Origin of the sequence: Paenarthrobacter sp. NPDC090522, from assembly GCF_044769225.1 — a bacterium.
Classification (GTDB): domain Bacteria; phylum Actinomycetota; class Actinomycetes; order Actinomycetales; family Micrococcaceae; genus Arthrobacter.
The window spans coordinates 245,123-265,203 of sequence record NZ_JBIVXL010000008.1; the positions used below are offsets into that span (position 1 = coordinate 245,123).

Here is a 20,081-nt window from a genome sequence, read left to right on the forward strand (position 1 = left end):
TTCTCCCGGGCTCACGCGTTCGTCATCAGGCCAGCCGGCTTACTTCACACCGGCGCCTGGTTTCGCAGGACGAGGGGGAGGTATTCCTGCAGTTTCTAAATGATCAACATGGTTCGCCTTGCGCAACAGGCAACCTCAACAAGAGTGCTTCAGCTCACATGCATTGTCAAGAAGATGTCGCCGGGATCAGGCCCGCGCGGCTGCGCTTTGGGACCGCGTAGACCGCGTCGGGCGCCCGGAAATCCAGACGTAGGCAACGGCTGTAACAACGACGCCGCCTCCGATGACCATCCACCAGGGGTAGCCGGGGACGTCGGGTGAGATGCCTGCTGCGTCCACTTCCGCCTGGGGCGTGGGAATGACGCGTTCGCCCGTGACCAGGATGCGGTGGCTGTTGATTCCCAAGGGCGTGCACGTGACAAGGGTCAGGAGGTCCTTGCCAGGCTGGATGAGGAGGCTCTCTGTCTCTTCCGGTTCGACGATGAGGGTTTCGACCACCCGGTAGGTCAGGACCTCGCCGAACACCTCGATGGTGAAGGTGTCATCGGCCTTGACCTTGTCCAGGTCATTGAACAGTTCCGAGGTTGCAAGGCCCCTGTGACCCGTGAGCACGGAGTGGGTGGACGGCCCGCCGACGGGCAGGGCAGTGCCCTCGAGGTGGCCGACCCCGTGCTCCAGGACGGCGTCCGACGTGCCGTGGTAGATGGGCAGGTCCACTTTGATCGAAGGGATCCTGATGCGGGCCATGAGGCCCTCGGAATCACCCCGCAGCATGTCGAGGTATTTTTGTCCGGTGCCATCGCGGGGTTCCTTTGCGAGCGGGAGCCGTTCGTTTGCTGCGATGTCTGCTCCACCGCCGCTGAGGCTTTGGTTGTATTCGCGTGCTTCGTTGAGCCTGGAATGCAGTGTTTCGGCGCCGAGGTCCTTGATTCCCTGGGTGAGTTTGTCGATCTCGTGCGATTGGTCCACTGCGCTGAACCACGCGGCCGCGGCCGGGTAGAGAAGGAGCGCACTTCCGGACATCATCGCCAGTGCCACCAGCAGCGCCACCCCTGGAAGGCGCCACCGGCGCGGCTGGTCCTGGATACCTCGCGAGGCGGTGGAGACCGGCGAAGGCGGGGTGCCCTTTCGACGCCCCGCCTTCGCTTTCACAGTTCTCCGTTACGCGCGTGCGGGTGCCAAGGAGGCACGACGACGCGCGGTGATGATGGCGGTACCAAGGCCAATGGCGATGAGCCCGATGCCACCCACGGTGAACCACAGAGCGCCGTCACCACCGGTCAGCGGGAGCGCAAAGGCAGGAACCTGGTCGTGTTCGAATTCCACGTAGTTCTGCACAGGCGCGGTGGTGGACGAAGGTCCGGCTACCACCTGGGTTTGCACCTGGCTCGGCGTGGGCAACTGGAAACCGGCCGGGGGAGTGATCTCGCGGACGTAGTAGTTCCCCGGTGTGATGATGGGGATCGCCACGAGGCCGTTCGCCCCCGTGGTCCAGTTCTGGATGCCGTTGATGAAGACCGGGTTCTGGCCCAGGTTGGCGTCGTTCTGGTTGAGGAACACCTGGTACACGGCGCCTGCGAGCGGAGTCCGCACGCCGTTCTCGTTCTGGTAGGCGAAAACGGTGAGCTGGCCGATCGGCGTGCTGCCTGTGACGGTCTCGATTGCGTTGTTCACCACGCTCCGTGCCGTGTTGGTGATGATGCCGTTGGCCGGAATGGTGACGGCGCGGCTGAGCACGTTCAGTGTCACTTTCCCGCCGGGCAGTGCGGCCAGGCGTGCCAGGCCAGCGGGTGTGAAGGTGACGGTGAGGTTACGTGTGGCTTCGTCGTAGGCGAGGCTGTAGTCGGTGCCGGCCAGGAAGTTTTGCGTAACATCGGCGGAGTTGGCTACCCGCACACTGGTTGGGGCAACGCCCGTGGGGCCGGTGGCAAGATAGTTGAGCTCGGCGGGCAGGATATCGGTGAGCGTGAAGGTGTTCAGGGTGTCACCACCGGCCAACGTCGGCACGTCCGAGTTGATGGCCCAGCGGATCAGGTCCGGGTTGCGGGCCTCCACCGAGTTGGCGGGAGCGGGGACGCGGGTCTTGGTCAGGGCCGTGACAGCGTTCTTCGGGTACGCGTGGACGTCATAGATCCACTGGTTGCTCGGTGCCCCGTTCGGTCCTGTGGGGAACGGCAGTGTGACGAGGAACGGCGCCGAAGGGTTGGTCGCCTGGGCGGGCAGCACAGTCTCGGTCACAAGGTAGAGGCCGATCGGCAAGGTGTCGCCGTTGTTGAACACCGCCACGCCGTTGGTTCCGGTGGTGGCTGTATACGTGTCGTTGGCGTTGACCCGCGAGGCTGCCGTGGCAGGGGTCAGCGCGGAGACCTGCGTCCAGCCTTCCGGCGTCGTAAGGTCGACGCCCTGGACCAGGGCGGCGGTGAAGGTGGCGCCCGAGAGCGGCGTGCCGGGGACGGTGACTTCCTGGCCGGTGCCGATCTGCTGACCGTTGTTGGGTCCGAGCGCGAACTTGTGGACGGTCAGGGTTCGGGCAATCGTCGGGTCGATGTTGCCCGGCTGGGTTACGGCTGTTGCCGGTGCGATGGCGGCAAGGGTCGCCGAGGCGCCCAGCGCCAAAGCGCCGACGACGGCGGATAGCCGCCTGAGGATGGTGTTGGACATGTGCTTTCTCCTACGAGTGAGGTGCGAGTGGCGGGTTGGACTGGATGAAGGCTGGACGGATGTCTGGCACGGTGTTCTGGGGTTGGTTTCACCGATGGGCGCCTCGCATCCGTCGACTTCTGTGCCACACCAGGAGGGCCAGTGACAGGACCAGCATCAATCCCCCTCCGATGTAGTAGGAGTCAGCGCTCGTACCGCCGGTGAGCGGCAAGGTGGTGGGCTGAACGGGGGCGTTGACGAAGCGGTAGACCGCCGTCTGCCCGGCTGCCGGAGCGGTGATGGTTCGTGACGACACCGTGGTCCAGGTTGAACCGACCAATCGCTCGAGCCGGAGTTCCTGGTAAGCAATCCGTCGGGTGGGATCAGTGGCCGCTTCGGAGAGTGTGTAGCTGTGGCCCGGCCTGACATCGAAGGTGTTGGCTGGGTTGCCCGAGGCGACATATTCGGCGCCCGTGCGCGTTTCCGTTGGCAGGACCCCACCTGCCAGCACAGCCGGAGTGGCGGTAACTTTCCAGTCCGGCGCCTGGAAACCGGTCCGCGGGCTCACTACCTGCTTGAGCAAGGTGATGGACGCCGTGGCGTTCTGCACGGTGCACGTGATGCTGGCTCCGTTGCTCGGCGTCACATCCCCTGCCGCCGTGACCGCGACGGTGGCGCCGGTTCCGGTAACGCACTGCCAGGTGCCGGTTTGGACATACGTCAACGGACCGTTTGCTTCCGCGAGGCGGTACGCGGCGCCCGGGGTTACGGGGATGCCGGTGGCGGCGGCGGTGCCGGAGCGTCCGGCGGGTCCGGCAAGTGCCCCCGCGGGCCCGGTGGCGCTCAGGGTCCAGTCCGTGGGGAGCGCGGAACCGTAGGTGACTTGCTTGACCAAGGTGAGTGACGCCGTCGGGCGGTTCACCATGGTGCACTCGACGCTGGATGACGGCGCAATCGCCGTGAGGCTTGCGCTGATAGTGGTTCCGGACTGGCTGAACGTCACCGCGCGGGCAGTGCCGTTGACCGTGCAGGATCCGCTGACGAAGGCAAAGCCTTCCTGCTGGATCTCGGAGACCACCACTGTTGCCCGGGACGCTGCCGAGCCGAACAGTACGGTCCAGCTGGCTTGGCCGGCGGCATCGGTCGCCTGCCGCGGTGCCAGGCTTGGCAGGGCGGTTGCGGTTCCGGTGGTGGCCGTCGCAGCGGTGCCCACGCTCCAACCGACGCCGGGACGGGTCAGGCCGGAGAACTCCTGGATGGTCTTGGTGATCCGTACGCTCGAAACCGGTGATGGCGAGTTGAAATACGTGCACGTCACATTCACGCTGAGCCGGTTCGGCATGGTGACGGTTCCAGTCGCGGTGCTTCCTGTGCTGAGCCGCACGCCGTCAGCCCAGCATTCATACACCGTGGTGTACACGCTGATGGCCGAGGTGGAGCCGGCTGCCATGGCCTCCGAGACTGTCACCGCGGTGCCGATCGGGACAGGGTAGGGCCCGATCTGTGCCGCTTGCCGTCCGGTGGCCGCGCCGGTGGTTGTTGCCGTGGCGAACGCCGTCAGCGGAGAACCGGCCGAGGCCGTCAGCGTGAACTGGTCGGCCGCGGCCTGGCGGCCCACCACGTTCTTCTGGACGGTAATGGTCGACGGCGACGAGCACCCCGCGAGGTCAACCGAGTTCACTGCCACGCGGGGCGTTCCGCTCACGCGGGCCCAGGTGGTGGCGTCGAATTCGTAGGCACTGCCCGCATTGGAGAGGTAGACGGTACCCCGGGGTGAGAAGGCGATGCCGTTGATGTTGGCGAAGGCCGCGTCCGTGCCGGTGGTGGCTTTGGTGGTGGACGTGTTCACGGCCAGTGTCCCACCGGCTGCCGCGGCCAGGGTTTCGGCGGTGACCGTGTAGATCGTTGCGCTGTTGGTGGAGTTGATGGTTGCCGCCCCGACGACGTACAGGTTGCCTTGGGCGTCGAACGCCATGTCGCCGTTGCCGTTGGGCGCCGACCCGGTGGGGAACGCGCCGACGTAGGCGAAGCGGGTGGCGGTGGGGTTCGACTCGGTGAAGCTCCAGATGTAGAACTGGGAGTTGGCGAAGATCCCGAACAGGTACCGGCCGCTGGCCATGTCCACAGCTCCGGCGACGATGCTTCCAGTGACAGCGGTGCCGCCCGCCGTCGTGGTGTAGGCAGTATTGGCCAGCTTTTCGAAACCGGCACCCGGTGTCCACTTGAGAATCGACGCGACATCCGAGGCATCCGCGGACCGATCAATGGCGTAGACGAGGTTTCCGTTCGAACCGATACCCAAAGCGTTGGCCGCCGTCACGCTGGACCACGAACCGACCGAGGCGAGGCTCCCCGAGACAATGTCGCCCTGCTCCAGCGCACCGGCAGCGGTGACGGAGTAGAAGTGGTTGGCGTCGCAGAAGAGGCGTGTGGCCTGGACCGTGTTGGTGAAGGTGCACAGGACGTCGATTCCCGTCTCGTTGGGAATGGTAATGGTGCCCGACGCGCCGGCGCCGGACGCGATCACGGTGCCTGAGCGGGTGCACTCATAGCCGTTGGAATAACCCAGGCCCGCGCCGGATGTGGGTGTTTCGTGAATGGTGTACGTGGACCCGGGCTGGACTACCGAACGGGTGATCTGGGCCGGCTGGATCCCGGTTGCCGTTCCGGTGGTGGTGGTCGAGGCCAGCACGGTGGTTCCGGTTCGCAGCGACAACGTGAACTGGTCGGTGGAGGCCGTGCGGGCGGGGAGGTTCTTGCGCACCGTGATGGTGGTTGCCGGTGCCACCGTGAGGCTGGCCGGCGTGGTGGTGATCAGTCCCGTGGGGGTTACCGTTCCGCTGGTGTACGTTCCGGCGGTGGCTGCCACGACGTCCACCGTGATGGTGCAGGAGGTTGCGCCTGCGGCAAGGTCACCACCGACGGCCGAGATGGTTCCCGATCCCGCTGCAGCGGTGACGGCAAACGCCGTGCCCGTGACGTTCGTGCAGGTGCCGGCCACCGCGGGAGTCGGTGCGACGACGAGTCCGGTGGGCAACGCCGTCGAGAACCCCCAATCGGATTTGGCGAGCAGGTCTGAGGTGTTGGTGACCGTGTACGTCAGGGTGGTAGGCACCGTCGCCGTTGCCCCTGCCGCGTCGAAGGAAGTATCGAGGGCTGGGCTGACATCGAGGATCCGCACGTTGTCAACGCCGAATCCGCTGCCGGTACCGGTCACGGTGTTCACGATCTGCACGCGCGCGGCGGATATCTGGGCGGGAGTGAGGAGTGCGGTGTTGGTGCCGCTGTAGCTTCCTGCACGCACGGAGGCGGACCATGCGGGGTCCACGATCCCGGAGATCGTGCCCAGGGTGGGAAGTGCCGTGGAGGTGTAGTAGACGTTGCCGGTGCTGGTGCACGGGACCACGGGGGAGGCAAATCCGCCCAGGAGCGTGGTCGCACCCGAGACCAGGTTCAGCGACAGTGAGGCGTTGTTGGTGCCGCACTGGGCCCCGACGGCATTCATGCCCAAGGCGTAATACCGCGAATCCGTGGGGCTCACGCCCGTTCCTGCTGCCGACTGAAGGACCGTGGTTCCGCCGGCGACCGTGGCGTAGGGAAGGGCGACGAGTGCGTGGTTGACCTGCGTGCTGGAGGTGGAGCCATTGGTGGGAGCGGAGGCGGAGGTGGAACCGGTGACGCCTGCCGCTACCTGGCCCAGGACGTCGGCCATGCGCCGCGCGTCACGTGCGGCCAAGGAGGACTGCCCGACGGCCAGGTAGGGCTGGGTGGGGCAGAATGACGCATTCGGGTAGGGCGAGAGATAGTTCACCAGCACGCCCGTGCAGCTGGTTCCGTTCAACCAACCGCTTGATCCCGTGTATTTGCTGGCCGAGTAGCTTGACAGTCCACTGGCATTGTTGGTGAGTCCGGACTCGAAGGATTCGGTCCAGACCTGGCGGGGCGCGTCTGCGACTCCCGCTGCGAGGAGGCTGGCGTCCTTGCCTGCGTTGGCTTCTTTGGCTGCGCTGGCCGCCGCTGGTGGACCGCGGCCGGTTTCAGCGACCGCGTCATCGCCGCCAGCGCCCGGTTCCCCGCTCGGCGTCGTCCCCCCGGGACGCGGCTCAGGCTCGACGGCGGCGCTTGGGCCGGGTGCGGACGGTTCCGGCTTGTCCGTGGGCGTCTTTCCAGCGGTGGACGGAGTGGCTGTTGGCTCCCCTGGTGCGGGGGCAGTGGTGGTGGCCGGCGTTGGCTCTTCAGTCACGGGCGCTTCCGTGGTGGTGGCCGTTTCGGACGGCGACGCCGAATCCACCGGGGTTGGTCCCGCCGTGGCAGGTGAGACCGGAGCGGTTGCACCCCACCCGCCGAACATGACCACAACAGCGACGGCGGCTGCGACAGTGCGGGCACCTCGCCGTGACGTGGACCGGGCTTTGGGGCGCTTGCTTGGCTTTGCGTGTTTCAACGGGCCAGCGCTCCTCTCGGTTCGTCGTCAGTGGCTGGAAGACCACGACGGAAGGGACGCAGAAGCGTCACCATTTCCGAGAAGAAGCCCCCCAACTTCGGAATCAGCTGCCGTGAAGGCGAGCTGACACCGCCGACCCTAACAAGCCCGTTCGAGGTGGCACAACCCCCCATATTTGACTATTAGCGCAGGTCAGAGTCTGGTAGGGGCGTGAAATTCGATCCCACGAGGAGAGCTTGACGTACGGATTTCCCGCTCGTGCGAAGTGCCTGAAATCAGAGATTAGCTAGATAAACTAACTACATCGATCCCGGCGCTGCTTTGATTCCCATGTCTTCGGTAGTCCTGCCGTTTGATAGTTAGATTATCTTGATATATTTATAAGGTTGCTGACTTATGAACGCCAGGCGCGGGTCGTGAATCGAGATCCCGATCAGGCGCTGAAGTCTCCGGCAGGCGCACTGCAGCCGTCTTATTTTTTGTCGTTATGAAATGTGACGGAGACGCGGCTCCCGGGTGCCGATGACCCCTCAACCGAGGTGGGCCGGGAATCTTCCGCATGACATCCACCTTGCCTTAAAACCGGATGTATGGTTTGTTTTAGGGGTTGCCGGTCGGGGCATCGATTGGTCCCACAGGAGAAGAGCTGCCGGTGGGAATCGCATTGGGGGGAGCCCCGACCGGCCACGTAAGATCCTCAGTGGGCCCGTTTCTTCGGAGCTGTTGCACCACGCCAATTCCGAGAGTCGAGGTTCCACCGTTGGTCCTTCAAGACCGAGCCAAGGCGACGCGGGAGGCAATCGTTGCCGGCGCCGCACTCGTCTTTGAGGAGCGTGGGTTTGGCTCCGCGACCATTGCGCTGGTGGCAGAGGCCGCACAGGTGACCAAAGGCGCCCTTTACTTCCACTTCAAAACCAAGGACGAGCTGGCCGGCGCAGTCCTGGAAGCGCAGCATTCGATCGCCATGGCGGCCGGCGGACGCATTCTTGGCGAGAACAAACCGGCCTTGGAGACGATTATTCGGCTGTGTGGAGCCTTCGGGAACCTGCTGGTCACCGACCACATTGTCCGGGCAGGCATCCGGTTGACCCTTGAGGCTTCGGCGTTCGGCCAGGAGGTCCGAAAGCCCTACCAGGACTGGCTCGACACCATGAGCCACCTCACCGAGAACGGAATCCAGCAGGGGCACATCCGGGCATCGGTGGATCCTGCAGACTTTTCCCGCTACATCGTGGCATCCTTCACGGGCGTCCAGATGGTTTCCAATGTCCTCAATGGGCGTGAGGACGTGATGCTCCGGATACAGCAGATGTGGGAAATCCTGTTGCCGGGAATCATCGACGGGAATTCCGGCCTCAGCCCGGCAGAACTCGGTGCCTTGGTGTCGCTCGAATCCACGTCGGGCAACGTAGCCGGCCGTCCCTTAGGACAATCTGCCTGACTCCCTGACCCCACGACGTCAGCGAATCCGAGCCGCGGGATGCCACGCTATGCCCGGCGCTGCACCACCACAGCCACGGCAATCCCCACAACAGCCCCCACGAACGTTTCCACTGCACGCTCCAGCACCAGCACGCCTGGATCCATGGGCGCCGCCAACTGGGCGATGAGCAGGACAACCGGGGTGAAAAACACCATGGCCCACCCGTAATGCCTGGCCATGAACAGCTCCGTAGGGAACTGGCACAACACCACAATGACGGCGAGGACCACGGCGGTATGGCCGGGGAAATACTCCAGTGGAGACAGCGGGCTGGGGAAAAGCACGACTGCCACGACGCCCAATCCGAGGAATGTCCCAACGATGCGGTGGATGCCCCGGTGGACGCGGCTGGGGAGATCCGCGCCTGCAAGGGGCACGGCGGCCGCGGCCATGGCCCAGTGCGGGTGGCCGCTCCCGCTCAGCACGCCAATCGCTCCGGCGCCGGCCACTGCCAGCACGTACCGGGAGGCATGAATCAGGGCGGCCTGCCTGAAGGAACCCCGGAACAGTGGAACATCGCGGACGGCGCCGCGCTCCCAGGTCCTGTGACGCAACCAGCCGGCAAAGCCAACCACAAGGGAGAAGGCGGCGGAGGCAGCACCGATGAGTACCGCCGTCGTGAACGGAACACTGGTGGGGACCGATGCGCAGGCGCCCAACGCCAGGATTCCGAAGAAGGGTCCGATGGGCCTCAGCCGCGATGAATCCGCGTACAGCGAACCCGCACCCGCGAACAAGGTTGCCACCAACACAAGCCACCAGGAGTGGATGTGGTTCACGGACAGGAAGACGCCGATAGTCAGCCCGCCCACCAGGATCACGGCGGCCTGGGCCTGGTGTTTCAGGCGGAGCTGGTGGGTCTCGTTGCGACCATACATGCCGGTCAAGGCGCCGAACACCGCGTACAACATGAGGTCCGGCCGCCCCACGAGGATCAGAACCAAGGCCGGGGCGGCGACACTAAGGGCCACCCGGACGGCGGACAGGCGATCGTTGTTGGCCGGTCCCAGCCTGTGAAGTTCGCGTGCGTGCGTCATGAACGTGGGCACGGGAACACCACCAATCATCCGGGGCTTGTGGGCGAAAGTCTCAGGTTCGAAAATTATCAGGGTCGGGTCAGGGTCCGCCATAAGCCCGGTCACACGCCGTTAAAGCAACGCACTGTTTGGAGTCTGGAAAGATCGAGATATGCCTGTAGCCTTTGTGTGCCGAACCCGCTCCGCCATGCCGCCGCAGGAGCTTTTCGACTTGTCCAGGAACATCGACGCCCACGTCGGCTCCATGACCAAGAGCCGCGAAAAAGCGATCGCCGGCACCACCACGGGACTCATTGCCCAGGGCGAGTCCGTCACGTGGCAGGCGTGGCATTTGGGAGTCAGGTTCCGCATGACCAGCCGCATCGTGCACATGGAGGCCCCGGCGTCGTTCACTGACGAGCAGGTCAGTGGCCCTTTCAAGTACCTCCGCCACACCCATCAGTTCCGCCCCGACGGCACCGGCACGCTCATGGTGGACACGGTGGAGTTCGCCGCACCCTTCGGGGCACTGGGGCGCTTGGTGGAGAAGCTGGTCCTGGCCCGCTACATGCAGAACCTGATCGAAAAGCGCAACGAATTCCTTGTCTCCCAGGCTCCTCCCGTTCCGGACCCGAACAGATGATCCGGCTGGCGCACTCTGACGATCTGGGACAACTCCAGGACATCGAAACGGCGGCCGGTCAAGCCTTCCGGTCGCTCGGCATGGACCAGATCGCCGATGACGAGTCCTTCCCTGTGGACGTCTTGCAGCGCTATGTCACCGGCGGACGCGCATGGGTGTACGTGGACGGCCTCGACTTTCCTGTGGCGTACATCCTGGTGGACGTGGTGGATGGCAACGCCCACGTGGAACAGGTCAGCGTCCACCCCGACCATGCCCACCAGGGCCTTGGCCGCGAACTCCTGCACGCCGCCCGGATCTGGGCACGCGGCCACGGCATGGTGCGGCAAACGCTGAGCACCTTCCGCGACGTGCCGTGGAACGCCCCGTACTACCGTCGCCTCGGTTTTGAACTGCTCGACGCCGGCAGCTGGGGTCCCGAGCTGGCCCGCCTCATGGAGCACGAGGCGGAGTTGGGCCTGACCCGGTGGCCGCGGGTGGCCATGTGGCGCCCGGTGGTTCCGCCCAAGTAGGTCGCAGTTGTGCGCGTTTTGAGCCGTCAAAATGCGCACAACTGCGACCTAGTTGGGATTCCGGGCGCGTTCCACGTCCGCCGCGCTCGCCGGGTCGCCTGCCGCCCGAAGTCCGGCAATCACGCCGTCCACATCGTCAGCCGTCCGGTTCTGGCTCAGTTTCGTCTTGGCCTCCACCCGGGTAATGACCAGTTCCACGCCCACGATCGCCCTCAGTTGCCCGGCGATGAACCGCTCGGGGGCGTCGTCGACGGTCCACGGCTGCGGCATCGAGGCCTCGTGCCGATCAGAAAGGCGACGCACGTGCCTGGCCAGCCAGTCGACGTCGTCATGGACCACCAACTCGCCGTAGACGTGCGCGGTGGAGTAGTTCCACGTCGGCACCACCCGGCCGTGCTCCGCTTTCGAGGCGTACCAGGATGGCGAGATATACGCGTCGGAACCTTGAATGATCATCAAGGCTTCTCCACTCACAGGGGACGACCACTGGGTGTTGTTCCGTGCCATATGCGATTGCAAAGCACCGTGCCCGCCCACGGACGGATCGTGGACAAACGGCAGGAACGTGGCGAGCAAGCCGTCCGTAGTCATGGTCACCAGGTTCGCTGCGCCGGAGTCCTGGAGGAGGGCGGTAATTGCCTCGGGGGAAGCAGCAAAGTGCGCGGGGGTGTACATGGATTCTTCCTTTCGCTGGGAGGGGGCTAAGAGCCCGACGGCGGTGCGAGCCTGACGCGCACAGCGGCACCTGCGCAGAGGATCACCAAGAGTCCGCCAACAACAGTGGTCAGGGTCAGGGACTCGCCAAGGAGCAGTGCGGCCCAGGTGATGGTCATGACGGGTTGGACCAGTTGGATCTGGCTGACCTGTGCCATCGGCCCGATGGCCAAGCCGCGGTACCAGGCAAAGAAGCCAAGGAACATGCTCACCACGCCCAGGTAGGCGAAGGACGCCCAACTGGCCGGGGACGCGGACGGAAGGCCGGAGCCAAGGGAAGCCAGCGTCAGGACAATCATCACGGGCGAGGCCACCACGAGTGCCCAGGAGATGGTCTGCCACGAGCCAAGTTCGCGCGCCAGGAGCCCACCTTCCGCGTAGCCGATGGCCGCTGCAAGGACAGCCCCGAGCAGAAGCAGGTCGGCCCAGTGCAGGGAGCCGAAACCTCCGGATTGGACCAGGGCGAAGAGCAGCGCGGCCACCACGCCCACAGCCGTGAGGATCCAGAACAAGGGGCGGGGACGTTCCCGTCCCCGTAACACCGCTACTGTTGCCGTGGCCGCGGGGAGTAGCGCGATGACCACTGCTCCGTGGCTGGCCGAGGTGCTGGTCAAGGCGAAAGTGGTCAGCAGCGGGAATCCTGCCACGATTCCGCCGGCAACAATGGCCAAACGGAACCACTGGATGCCCTGGGGAAGGCGTTGCCGAGTGAACGCCAACGCCGCCGCGGCAAGAATGGCCGCGACTACGGCTCGGCCCGCCCCGATGAACAAGGGCGACATTCCCTCTACAGCTACCCGCGTGAACGGCACAGTGAAGGAGAAGGCAAACACGCCCAGGAGGCCCCACCAGATTCCCACCGTTGTCCGTGTGGATACCACTGGCGATGAAAGAAGAGTAGCGCTACTATGTTGACTCATGAATAACGATAGCAGTTCCCGGATCGTTCTGCGACTGAAGGAATGGATTTCCAGCGCTGCCCCGGGGTCCAAGCTACCGTCCACCAGGAAGCTTGTGGCTGACTATCAGGCGAGCCCGGTGACCGTCCAGAAGGCCCTTCGCACCCTAACCGCCCAGGGCCTGATCGAGAGCCGCCCCGGAGTGGGAACCTTCGTGCGGGCCTTCCGGACGGCGAGGCCGGCCGACTATGCGTGGCAGACAGCCGCACTCGGAGCCCTCCAGGCACCCCGCCTCACCAACACGGCGGCCATGCGCAGCGCATCCAATGACGTGATCGCCTTCCATTCCGGGTACCCGGCCCGTGACCTGCTGCCCGAACGGCTCGTCCGCGCAGCGTTGACGCGTGCGGCACGGGCGGAAGCGTCCTTGTCCCGGCCGCCGGTGGCTGGACTGCCGGAACTGCAGTCGTGGTTCGCCCGGGAACTCAGTACCTCAACGCCGGTTGGCGTCACGCCGCCACAGCCGAGTGACGTCGTCGTCCTTCCCGGGAGCCAGAGCGGACTCAGCTCGATTTTCCGCGGCCTGGTGGGGCACGGCCAGCCGCTGCTGGTGGAGTCGCCCAGCTATTGGGGTGCGCTGCTGGCCGCGTCGCAGGCGGGCGTCCGGGTGGTCCCGGTGCCCAGCGGGCCGGAGGGCCCGGACCCCGAGCAGCTTGCCCGCGCGTTCGAGGAAACAGGTGCGCGGATGTTCTACGCGCAGCCCAATTTCGCCAACCCCACCGGCGCCCAGTGGTCCGTGCAGCGCGGCGAGGAAGTCCTGGACGTGGTGAAGGCCCACGGGGCGTTCCTTGTGGAGGACGACTGGGCGCATGATTTCGGGATCGCCGCGGAATCCATCCCGGTCGCCGCGAAGGATGACTCCGGGCACGTGCTGTACATCCGGTCCCTGACCAAGAGCGTCTCCCCGTCCATCCGCGTGGCGGCGGTCATTGCCCGCGGACCCGCCCGCGAGCGGATCCTTACCGCCCAGGCTGCGGAGTCGATGTACGTCAGCGGGCTACTGCAGTCGGCGGCGCTCGACGTCGTCACGCAGCCCGGGTGGCACACGCACCTTCGCGGGGTCAGCTCCCAACTGCAATCCCGCCGTGATCTCCTGGTCACCAGCCTTCGTGAACACGTGCCGCAAGCACACCTCACCCACCTGCCCAAGGGTGGCCTCAACGTGTGGCTGAGGTTGCCGGACGCGACCGACGTCGATCGCCTCACCCGCGATTGCGAGGCAGCCGGCGTGCTGATCGCAGCCGGTGCGGAGTGGTTCCCGGCCGAACCGGAGGGGCCGTACGTGCGGCTGAACTATGCGGGGCCGAATCCCGGAGCCTTCCCGGAAGGCGTCCGGATCATCGGGGAGCTTTTGGGCCGCCAGGGGCGGTAGCCTCGGCCGCCGTCACCCGGCGGGAAGCCGCACCACGAACCTGGCGCCACCTTCCGGAGCCTGGTCAACGCTGATGGTGCCGCCAAGCCGCTCCACCAATCGAGCAGCGATGGACAGACCCAGCCCGCTGCCCACCTGCCGTTCGCCCTGGTACCGCGCGTGCAGCGCCCCGCGTTGGAACGCCACCACTGCATCGTCCGGCGAGAGGCCAGGGCCGCCGTCGCGCACTTCCACCACCAGCCCGCCGCCTTCGGAACGGGCGGCGAGGACTACGGGTGCCCCGGCCGGGGTAGCACGCAACGCATTCTCCAGCAGCCCGTCCACCACCTGCCGCAGCCGTTGCCCATCGGTCCGGACAGGCAACGGGCCGATGGGCACCGCCTGCGGCAGGTCCAACCGTCCAATAATGCCGCGCTGGGCACAAACCGCCTGCCAGGCAGCCCAGCTTTCGAGCAGGAGCGGAGTAGCGTCCAGGAGTTGGAGGTCCATGCGGAAATCATCGGCTTCCAGGCGCGCCAGCTCCAGGAGATCGCGGACAAACCGGTCCAGCCTGTCCGTCTCCGTCACCAACGTCCGGCCAACCCCGGCAACGTCGGGTCCGCTCACCACGCCGTCCGCGAGTGCCTCGGCGTATCCGCGGACGGCCGTCAGGGGTGTCCGCATCTCATGGGATACGGACAGCAGGAACTCGCGCTGCCGGCCCTCGCTGACCCGGAGCGCGGTGTCCAGGGCCCCCAATGCACCTTGCACGGCCGCGACTTCGGCAGGACCGCCCGCCGCCACGGCCACTGAACGTTCCCCGGCGGCCAGGCGCCGGGCCGAGTCGGCGGTTCTCACCAATGGCCTGCTGAGCCACTGGGACACCAGCCCCCCGGCAACGATCGAGAACACCAGGCACACCGCAAGTGCGATCAGCATGCGCCGCAAGAGGGGTGCCGCGGCTTCGCGGATTTCGGAGACGGGCTGCACCAGCACCACTCCTCCGCCCGCTCCAAGCGGGCGCGCCTCAAGAACCACCGGATTTTGCGGACCGTCCACGGTCTTGGAGACGGATTTACCGGCCTGCACATCGGCTACGGTGGCGTCATCGAGGAATCGGGCCCCGGCACCGGTCACCCGGCCGTCTGCCCGGATCAGGGCAAGGCGGGCACCGTGCCCCACCAGGTCTGCCCGCAATTCCTGCAGGTTTCCGGCCAGGGGTTCCTTGCTCAAGCTTTCGGCTTCTGCGGCGAGGTACTTCCGGGCCTCGTCCACCGCCGTCGAATTCACCAACTGGGCGGCCAGCAGCCCTGCAAGAACCACCGCCACCGTGGCTACTCCTGCGATGACCAGGGTGATGCGGCCCGCCAGCGAGCCCAACCAGTGCCTCATGCCGGGGGAACAGCAGGCTGTGCCGCGGAGTAGCCCACCCCGCGGCTGGTGACTATAGGGGAGTATGCGCCCAACTTAGCGCGCAGCTGGGCAATGTGGACATCAACGGTCCGTCCGGCAGCGTAGTTGGCCTGGCCCCAGACTGCGGAGAGCAATTGTTCGCGCGAAAACACCCGTCCGGGCTGTTGCATGAGGAACGCAAGGAGATCGAATTCGGTGGCAGTGAGCACCACATCGGCTCCGTTCGCCCGTGCGGTCCTGTGCAGGGGATCCACTTCCAGCGGGCCGAGGACCAGCCGCTTGGAACCGGGCACGCCTGAAGTCCTGCGGAGGACGGCCTTGACGCGCGCCACGAGTTCCGATGGCGAGAAGGGCTTGGTCAGGTAGTCGTCCGCCCCGAGTTCCAGGCCCAGGACGCGGTCCACTTCCTCATCACGCGCGGTCACGAACAGCACGGGGGTCCAGTCATCGGCCTGCCGCAGGCTGCGGCAGAGCTCGATCCCGTCCATGCCGGGCAGGCCGACGTCGAGGATTACTGCCACGGGACGCAGCCGCCGGATCTGGCTGAGGGCCACCAAGCCATCGCTTTCCACGTGCACGCCGAAGCCGGCGCGGCTCAGGTAGAGGCGCTGGATATCGGCGATTGCCCGTTCATCCTCTGCAATCAGCACCAGCCCGCGACTGTCCTCCATGCGTCCATTGAACAGCAAGAACGCCGGCCGCGGAGGGCTTTCCGCAGCGGCTTTACCTTCCCCGAACATTGGCCGAACACACACTTCACCTTGCCGGTCCAGAGTCAGTACAGGAGCCGGCGGGCAGTCTGCCGGCCAGTGAAAGGACAAGGCAATGCAAAGCACCTCGGTAAACGGCAAGCGTTCGACGGTGGGACGCACCGCCGTCGTCAGCGTCCTCGCGGCGGGACTGCTTCTGGGCGGTGGAACCGTGGCCGCGAATGCGGCGACGCCCACCCCCACACCTTCGACGTCGTCAACGGCTTCAGCTGCTCCGTCCCCGTCCCCGTCGCGGGAAGGACTGGGAGCCAGGTTCTTTGCCCACCCCGCAGCCCACGCTGTGCTGCGCTTCTTCATCAAGGGCGACAGCAGCAAGACCGGCTACGGCGAACGGGCCGCGAAGTTGGCCGGCTTCATCCTGGACAAGAGGCCTCACTGGGCCGACAGGCTGCCGGAAGCGTTGCAGGCGGATTTGAAGACCCTGCGGGACGCCGCAAAGGATGATCAAACGGCCGTAGCCACCAAGATCAAGGAGAGCGCCTTGAACGGTGGCTACGGCGAGCGGATCCAAAAAGCTGCGCAGAAGTTGCAGGCAAGCGGTTCCTAGACTCCGGCGAGATCCTTTTTGTCGTTACCGAAGGCCACGTCGCTGACCGGCTGGCCATCGAATGGCATCTCGTCCAGGTTGATCAGCGGGTTGGTGTCCTGGGTTTCAACGAGTTCGCGGGCCTCGGCCGGGGTGTCAACGCTGGGCATGGAGCCCGGCAGCGGACGCTGTGCCGATTCACGAAGGAAGAAGATCGCGATGCCGCCAACAATGGACGTGGCCATCAGGTAGTAGGCCGGCATCATGTCGTTGCCCGTGCCCTCGATGAGCCCCTGCACGATGAACGGCGTGGTTCCACCGAAGATTGCCACGGAGAAGTTGTAGGCGATACCCATTCCGCCGTAACGGCTGGAGGTGGGGAACAGTGCCGGAAGTGCCGAGGCCAGGTTGGCAACGTAGAACGTCACGGGGAAGGCAACCAGTGCAAGGCCGAGCAGCGTGGACCACACTTCACCAATACCGATGAGCATGAAGGCCGGGATCGCGAACAGCACGGTGCTGCCTGCGCCGATCCACAGCACTGGACGGCGGCCGATGCGGTCGGACAGCTTGCCGGTCAGCGGGATGCAAATGGCCATGACCACCAGGACCGGAATGGTCAGCAAGGTGCCGTGGACGGGATCGTAACCCTTGGAGTCCGTGAGGTACGTGGGCATGTAGGAGGTCAAAGCGTAACCAACAGTGTTGGCGGCGGCCGCGAGGATCATGGCCAGCACAATCTGGCGCCAGTAGGCCTTGATGATGCCGACAGGGCCCTTGGCAACGTCCGCATCCTTGGACGCGGCGTCCTTGGCGATGGCCTCCTGGGCATCCAGGGTGGCCTGGAACTGCGGGGATTCCTCGATCTTGCTCCGGAAGTACACGGCGATCAGGCCGAGCGGACCGGCGATCAGGAACGGAAGCCTCCAGCCCCATTCCTCCATTGCTGCCTGGCCCAGGGTGAGCTGCAGAACGGAAACCAGGGCGGCACCGAGGGCGAAACCGATGTAGCTGCCCATATCAAGGAAGCTGGCGAAGAAGCCGCGGCGCTTGTCCGGTGCGTATTCGCTGACGAAGGTTGTGGCACCGGCGTACTCGCCACCGGTGGAGAAGCCCTGGACGAGCTTCAGGATGACCAGGAGCGCGGCGGCCCAGATGCCGATCTGCGCGTAGCCGGGCAAGAGTCCGACGGCGAACGTACTTGCCGCCATCAGCATCAGTGTTGCTGCGAGGACCTTCTGGCGGCCCACCTTGTCGCCAAGCCAACCGAAGACCACGCCGCCGAGGGGGCGGGCGATGAAGGTTGCGGCGAAGGTGCCGAGGAGGAAGAGTGTCTGGACCGACTTGTCGGCTTCCGGGAGGAAGACAGGACCCATGGTGGTGATGAGGTAGCCGAACACGCCGACGTCGTACCATTCCATGGTGTTACCCACGATGGTTCCGCCGAGTGCTTTCTTGAGCATGGGCTGGTCCACCACGTTCACGTCGGATTCCTTCAACCGGCGCTTGGTGCGGAGCTTCATTTTCTTCGGGTTCTTAGCAGTGTCGGCGGCAGCCGGGGTGGTGGCTGCGGCCGGTTTTCCGGGGGCGTTCCTTGCGCCGTCCGGAGAGACGATCTTGCTTGGGTCTGTGGGCATTTGGGCTTCTCCTAGGGAGGTCATTTGCTTGCGACTTCTGCTGCCCCGCTCTGGGCAGGGTTTCAATTTTACGCGTTTTTGCCCCGAAACCCGAGTTGAGATCCGATTTATTGGCCATATCTGGGTCAAAATTGCCCAGATTCCTTACTTGTTTTTGCCCGTTCTTGCCCTGTAAACGCGCGGTTTTTGGCCCTCACGGGAGCACTGTTACCAAATTGTTTAGCTCAGCCCACGCAATGGGGGCGATTTCAGCGGAAAAGCTTACGGATGTGGGACCGACTCCCGCGCGCGGCCCAGCACTACCGTGGCATCCACCCCGGCGTCCGAGGCAATGCGGGCCACGAGCCCTGCACCGGTGAACAGCCGTGCTGTTTCCGGCGCCTGCGACGCAGACGACTCAATCAGCACGAACCCACCCGGCGCCAACCACTCAGCCGCACCGTCCACGACCCGGCGCTGGACCGCCAAACCGTCAGAGCCGCCGTCGAGCGCTGTCAGTGGCTCGTGAAGGCGCGCCTCCGGAGGCATCATGCGGATCGAATCGGTGGGCACATAAGGGGCATTCACCAGAAGTACATCAACGCTGGCCATCAAATGGCGGGGGAGCGGGGCGAAGAGGTCGCCTTCGTAGACCCGCCCGCCCCGCGGCTCGATGTTGCGGCGCGCGCACGCCACAGCAGCAGGATCGATATCGGCCGCATACAGTTCCCTGGTTCCCAGGGCGTCGTGGACCGCGGCGCCGATCGCGCCGGAACCACAGCAAAGATCGACGACGACGGCACCCGGCTTCCCCAGCGACGCCGCCTGCCGAACCAGGAACTCCGTGCGCCGCCGTGGCACGAAAACGCCAGGCTCCACGACCATCCGGGTGCCACAAAAATCCACCCAGCCCAGGAGGTGTTCCAACGGCATGCCCGCGATGCGTTGCTCCACCAGGTGCTGCAGGTGTTCGGGGTCCCGGGCGGCCTCCATGAGCAGTGCTGCCTCGTCCTCTGCGAAGACGCAGCCGGCAGCCCGGAGTGCGTCGACAATCGGGGACCCAGGAGACATTGCGCCCATGCTAGCAAGGGGTTCCGCCGCACGGGGTTCCCAAACGCGGCCCATCTTGGCTAAGGTGTGACGCATGGGAACATTGATTTTTGAGTAAACCGTCTGCGCCGATTGGTGCGCAGCCGAGTTTCACCTGACAAAAATCCACGCCTGTTGAGGCCCTGCCTCCATGCCGTTCCCGTTGTCGCCTTCTTTGCTTCATGACCACACCGTGACGCCGTGGTTCCCGCGCCTCTCCAGGACTTCACCACCTTTGAGGAGTCCACTTATGACTGCCAACACGCCAGATAACAACCAAGCCGCCCAAGGCGGAATCAAATCCAAACTGACCGACGCCCAGCGGGCCATGCTTGAGAGCAAGTCCGGGGGAGGAACCCCCGGTGGCTGGCAAAGCACGGGCAAGGGCCACAAGCCAACGCACGCCAGCGGAAAGCAGGCAAAGACCATGAAAAAGGTCCGCTGGTAGGCCTAAACTTGAAATCCCTTCGTTTCACTGAGGAAAGGAAGAACCATGACTGCGAACCACAACTCCGGAGGCATCAACCCCGAGGTTGCCAGCCACTTGGTGGAGTCCATGGATATGGCTCCGATGCCTGAGCCGGCTGCCGTAGCAGCGACTCTCGGCACCGAGCAGGGCAATCAATGGCCGGATGGTAACGGCAAGCGGCGGCACCCGAAGGACCATGACCAGTCCCACGGCCGGGCTGGCCAGGGCGCGGCGGTCACCGCGGTCCACCGGACCAGCCGGCCCCAGATGCCGCACTCCTCCTGACCGGCTAGCCTCGCCCCGCCTGCCCAACTAGGTCGCAGTTAAGCGCGTTTTGAGCCGGCGGAGTCAAGGGGTGGGAGCAACGCTGGGGGGTTAGGCCGCTTGTAGCAGCTGGTTAAGCCGGTTGGCTGGGGTTTCGAGGTTGAGGGTGGGT

At 65.2% G+C, this 20,081-nt stretch carries 17 protein-coding genes; 7 read left to right on the forward strand and 10 right to left on the reverse strand.

Going from position 1 to position 20,081, the window contains the following annotated elements:
• Nucleotides 1–186: 186 nt before the first annotated feature.
• The 3 genes from ACIQT2_RS12865 to ACIQT2_RS12875 form a co-directional block, all read right to left on the reverse strand.
• Nucleotides 187–1,152 (reverse strand): class C sortase, encoded by a 966-nt coding sequence (locus tag ACIQT2_RS12865; protein ID WP_402946893.1) that lies wholly within the window; start codon nucleotides 1,150–1,152, stop codon nucleotides 187–189.
• 9 nt (nucleotides 1,153–1,161) lie between these two features.
• The gene (locus ACIQT2_RS12870) at nucleotides 1,162–2,661 is read right to left on the reverse strand and encodes a SpaH/EbpB family LPXTG-anchored major pilin (protein ID WP_402946895.1); all 1,500 of its coding nucleotides are present in this window, start codon (nucleotides 2,659–2,661) and stop codon (nucleotides 1,162–1,164) included.
• Nucleotides 2,662–2,749: 88 nt separating this feature from the next.
• Nucleotides 2,750–7,084 carry an LPXTG cell wall anchor domain-containing protein gene (locus ACIQT2_RS12875; protein ID WP_402946897.1) on the reverse strand — a complete coding sequence of 1,445 codons (4,335 nt, stop codon included), beginning with the start codon at nucleotides 7,082–7,084 and terminating at the stop codon, nucleotides 2,750–2,752.
• 760 nt (nucleotides 7,085–7,844) lie between these two features.
• Between ACIQT2_RS12875 and ACIQT2_RS12880 the strand changes: the two genes are divergently transcribed.
• A complete protein-coding gene (locus ACIQT2_RS12880) occupies nucleotides 7,845–8,525 on the forward strand; it encodes a ScbR family autoregulator-binding transcription factor (protein WP_402946899.1) in 681 nt (226 codons plus the stop codon).
• A 47-nt stretch (nucleotides 8,526–8,572) separates the two neighbouring features.
• Here the strand turns inward: ACIQT2_RS12880 and ACIQT2_RS12885 are convergent, their stop codons facing one another.
• Nucleotides 8,573–9,634, reverse strand: coding sequence for an FUSC family protein (locus ACIQT2_RS12885; RefSeq protein ID WP_402946901.1), 1,062 nt, complete (start codon nucleotides 9,632–9,634; stop codon nucleotides 8,573–8,575).
• Nucleotides 9,635–9,755: 121 nt separating this feature from the next.
• On the opposite strand from ACIQT2_RS12885, the gene ACIQT2_RS12890 reads away from it, so the two are divergent.
• Together ACIQT2_RS12890 and ACIQT2_RS12895 are read left to right on the forward strand one after the other, a co-directional pair.
• Nucleotides 9,756–10,226, forward strand: coding sequence for an SRPBCC family protein (locus tag ACIQT2_RS12890; RefSeq protein WP_400335365.1), 471 nt, complete (start codon nucleotides 9,756–9,758; stop codon nucleotides 10,224–10,226).
• The gene (locus ACIQT2_RS12895) at nucleotides 10,223–10,738 is read left to right on the forward strand and encodes a GNAT family N-acetyltransferase (protein ID WP_402946903.1); all 516 of its coding nucleotides are present in this window, start codon (nucleotides 10,223–10,225) and stop codon (nucleotides 10,736–10,738) included. The genes ACIQT2_RS12890 and ACIQT2_RS12895 overlap by 4 nt, the downstream gene beginning before the upstream one ends.
• 48 nt (nucleotides 10,739–10,786) lie before the next feature.
• On the opposite strand, the gene ACIQT2_RS12900 is transcribed toward ACIQT2_RS12895, so the two are convergent.
• Complete coding sequence (locus tag ACIQT2_RS12900) at nucleotides 10,787–11,413, reverse strand: FMN-binding negative transcriptional regulator (protein WP_402946905.1); 627 nt, start codon at nucleotides 11,411–11,413, stop codon at nucleotides 10,787–10,789.
• A gap of 26 nt (nucleotides 11,414–11,439) precedes the next feature.
• Complete coding sequence (locus ACIQT2_RS12905) at nucleotides 11,440–12,372, reverse strand: DMT family transporter (protein ID WP_402946907.1); 933 nt, start codon at nucleotides 12,370–12,372, stop codon at nucleotides 11,440–11,442.
• Here ACIQT2_RS12905 and ACIQT2_RS12910 point away from each other — a divergent pair.
• Nucleotides 12,371–13,783: a PLP-dependent aminotransferase family protein gene (locus ACIQT2_RS12910; protein WP_402946909.1), complete on the forward strand. Its 1,413-nt coding sequence runs from the start codon at nucleotides 12,371–12,373 to the stop codon at nucleotides 13,781–13,783. The two genes, ACIQT2_RS12905 and ACIQT2_RS12910, sit on opposite strands and share 2 nt — an antisense overlap.
• Before the next feature lie 12 nt (nucleotides 13,784–13,795).
• Here ACIQT2_RS12910 and ACIQT2_RS12915 read toward each other — a convergent pair whose 3' ends face one another.
• On the reverse strand, nucleotides 13,796–15,154 hold the full coding sequence (locus ACIQT2_RS12915) for an ATP-binding protein (protein ID WP_402946912.1): 1,359 nt from the start codon (nucleotides 15,152–15,154) through the stop codon (nucleotides 13,796–13,798).
• Complete coding sequence (locus ACIQT2_RS12920; RefSeq protein WP_400335374.1) at nucleotides 15,151–15,846, reverse strand: response regulator transcription factor; 696 nt, start codon at nucleotides 15,844–15,846, stop codon at nucleotides 15,151–15,153. Before ACIQT2_RS12920 ends, ACIQT2_RS12915 begins: the two co-directional genes overlap by 4 nt.
• 154 nt (nucleotides 15,847–16,000) lie before the next feature.
• Here ACIQT2_RS12920 and ACIQT2_RS12925 point away from each other — a divergent pair, with 154 nt between their 5' ends.
• On the forward strand, nucleotides 16,001–16,492 hold the full coding sequence (locus ACIQT2_RS12925) for a hypothetical protein (RefSeq protein ID WP_402946914.1): 492 nt from the start codon (nucleotides 16,001–16,003) through the stop codon (nucleotides 16,490–16,492).
• Here the strand turns inward: ACIQT2_RS12925 and ACIQT2_RS12930 are convergent.
• Together ACIQT2_RS12930 and ACIQT2_RS12935 are read right to left on the reverse strand one after the other, a co-directional pair.
• Nucleotides 16,489–18,108 (reverse strand): MFS transporter, encoded by a 1,620-nt coding sequence (locus ACIQT2_RS12930; protein ID WP_402946917.1) that lies wholly within the window; start codon nucleotides 18,106–18,108, stop codon nucleotides 16,489–16,491. The genes ACIQT2_RS12925 and ACIQT2_RS12930 overlap by 4 nt on opposite strands.
• 261 nt (nucleotides 18,109–18,369) lie before the next feature.
• On the reverse strand, nucleotides 18,370–19,158 hold the full coding sequence (locus tag ACIQT2_RS12935) for a putative protein N(5)-glutamine methyltransferase (RefSeq protein WP_402946919.1): 789 nt from the start codon (nucleotides 19,156–19,158) through the stop codon (nucleotides 18,370–18,372).
• A 268-nt stretch (nucleotides 19,159–19,426) separates the two neighbouring features.
• Between ACIQT2_RS12935 and ACIQT2_RS12940 the strand changes: the two genes are divergently transcribed.
• Both ACIQT2_RS12940 and ACIQT2_RS12945 read left to right on the forward strand, forming a co-directional pair.
• A complete protein-coding gene (locus ACIQT2_RS12940; RefSeq protein WP_402946922.1) occupies nucleotides 19,427–19,624 on the forward strand; it encodes a hypothetical protein in 198 nt (65 codons plus the stop codon).
• 45 nt (nucleotides 19,625–19,669) lie between these two features.
• Nucleotides 19,670–19,930: a hypothetical protein gene (locus tag ACIQT2_RS12945; RefSeq protein ID WP_402946924.1), complete on the forward strand. Its 261-nt coding sequence runs from the start codon at nucleotides 19,670–19,672 to the stop codon at nucleotides 19,928–19,930.
• Nucleotides 19,931–20,081: the final 151 nt, after the last annotated feature.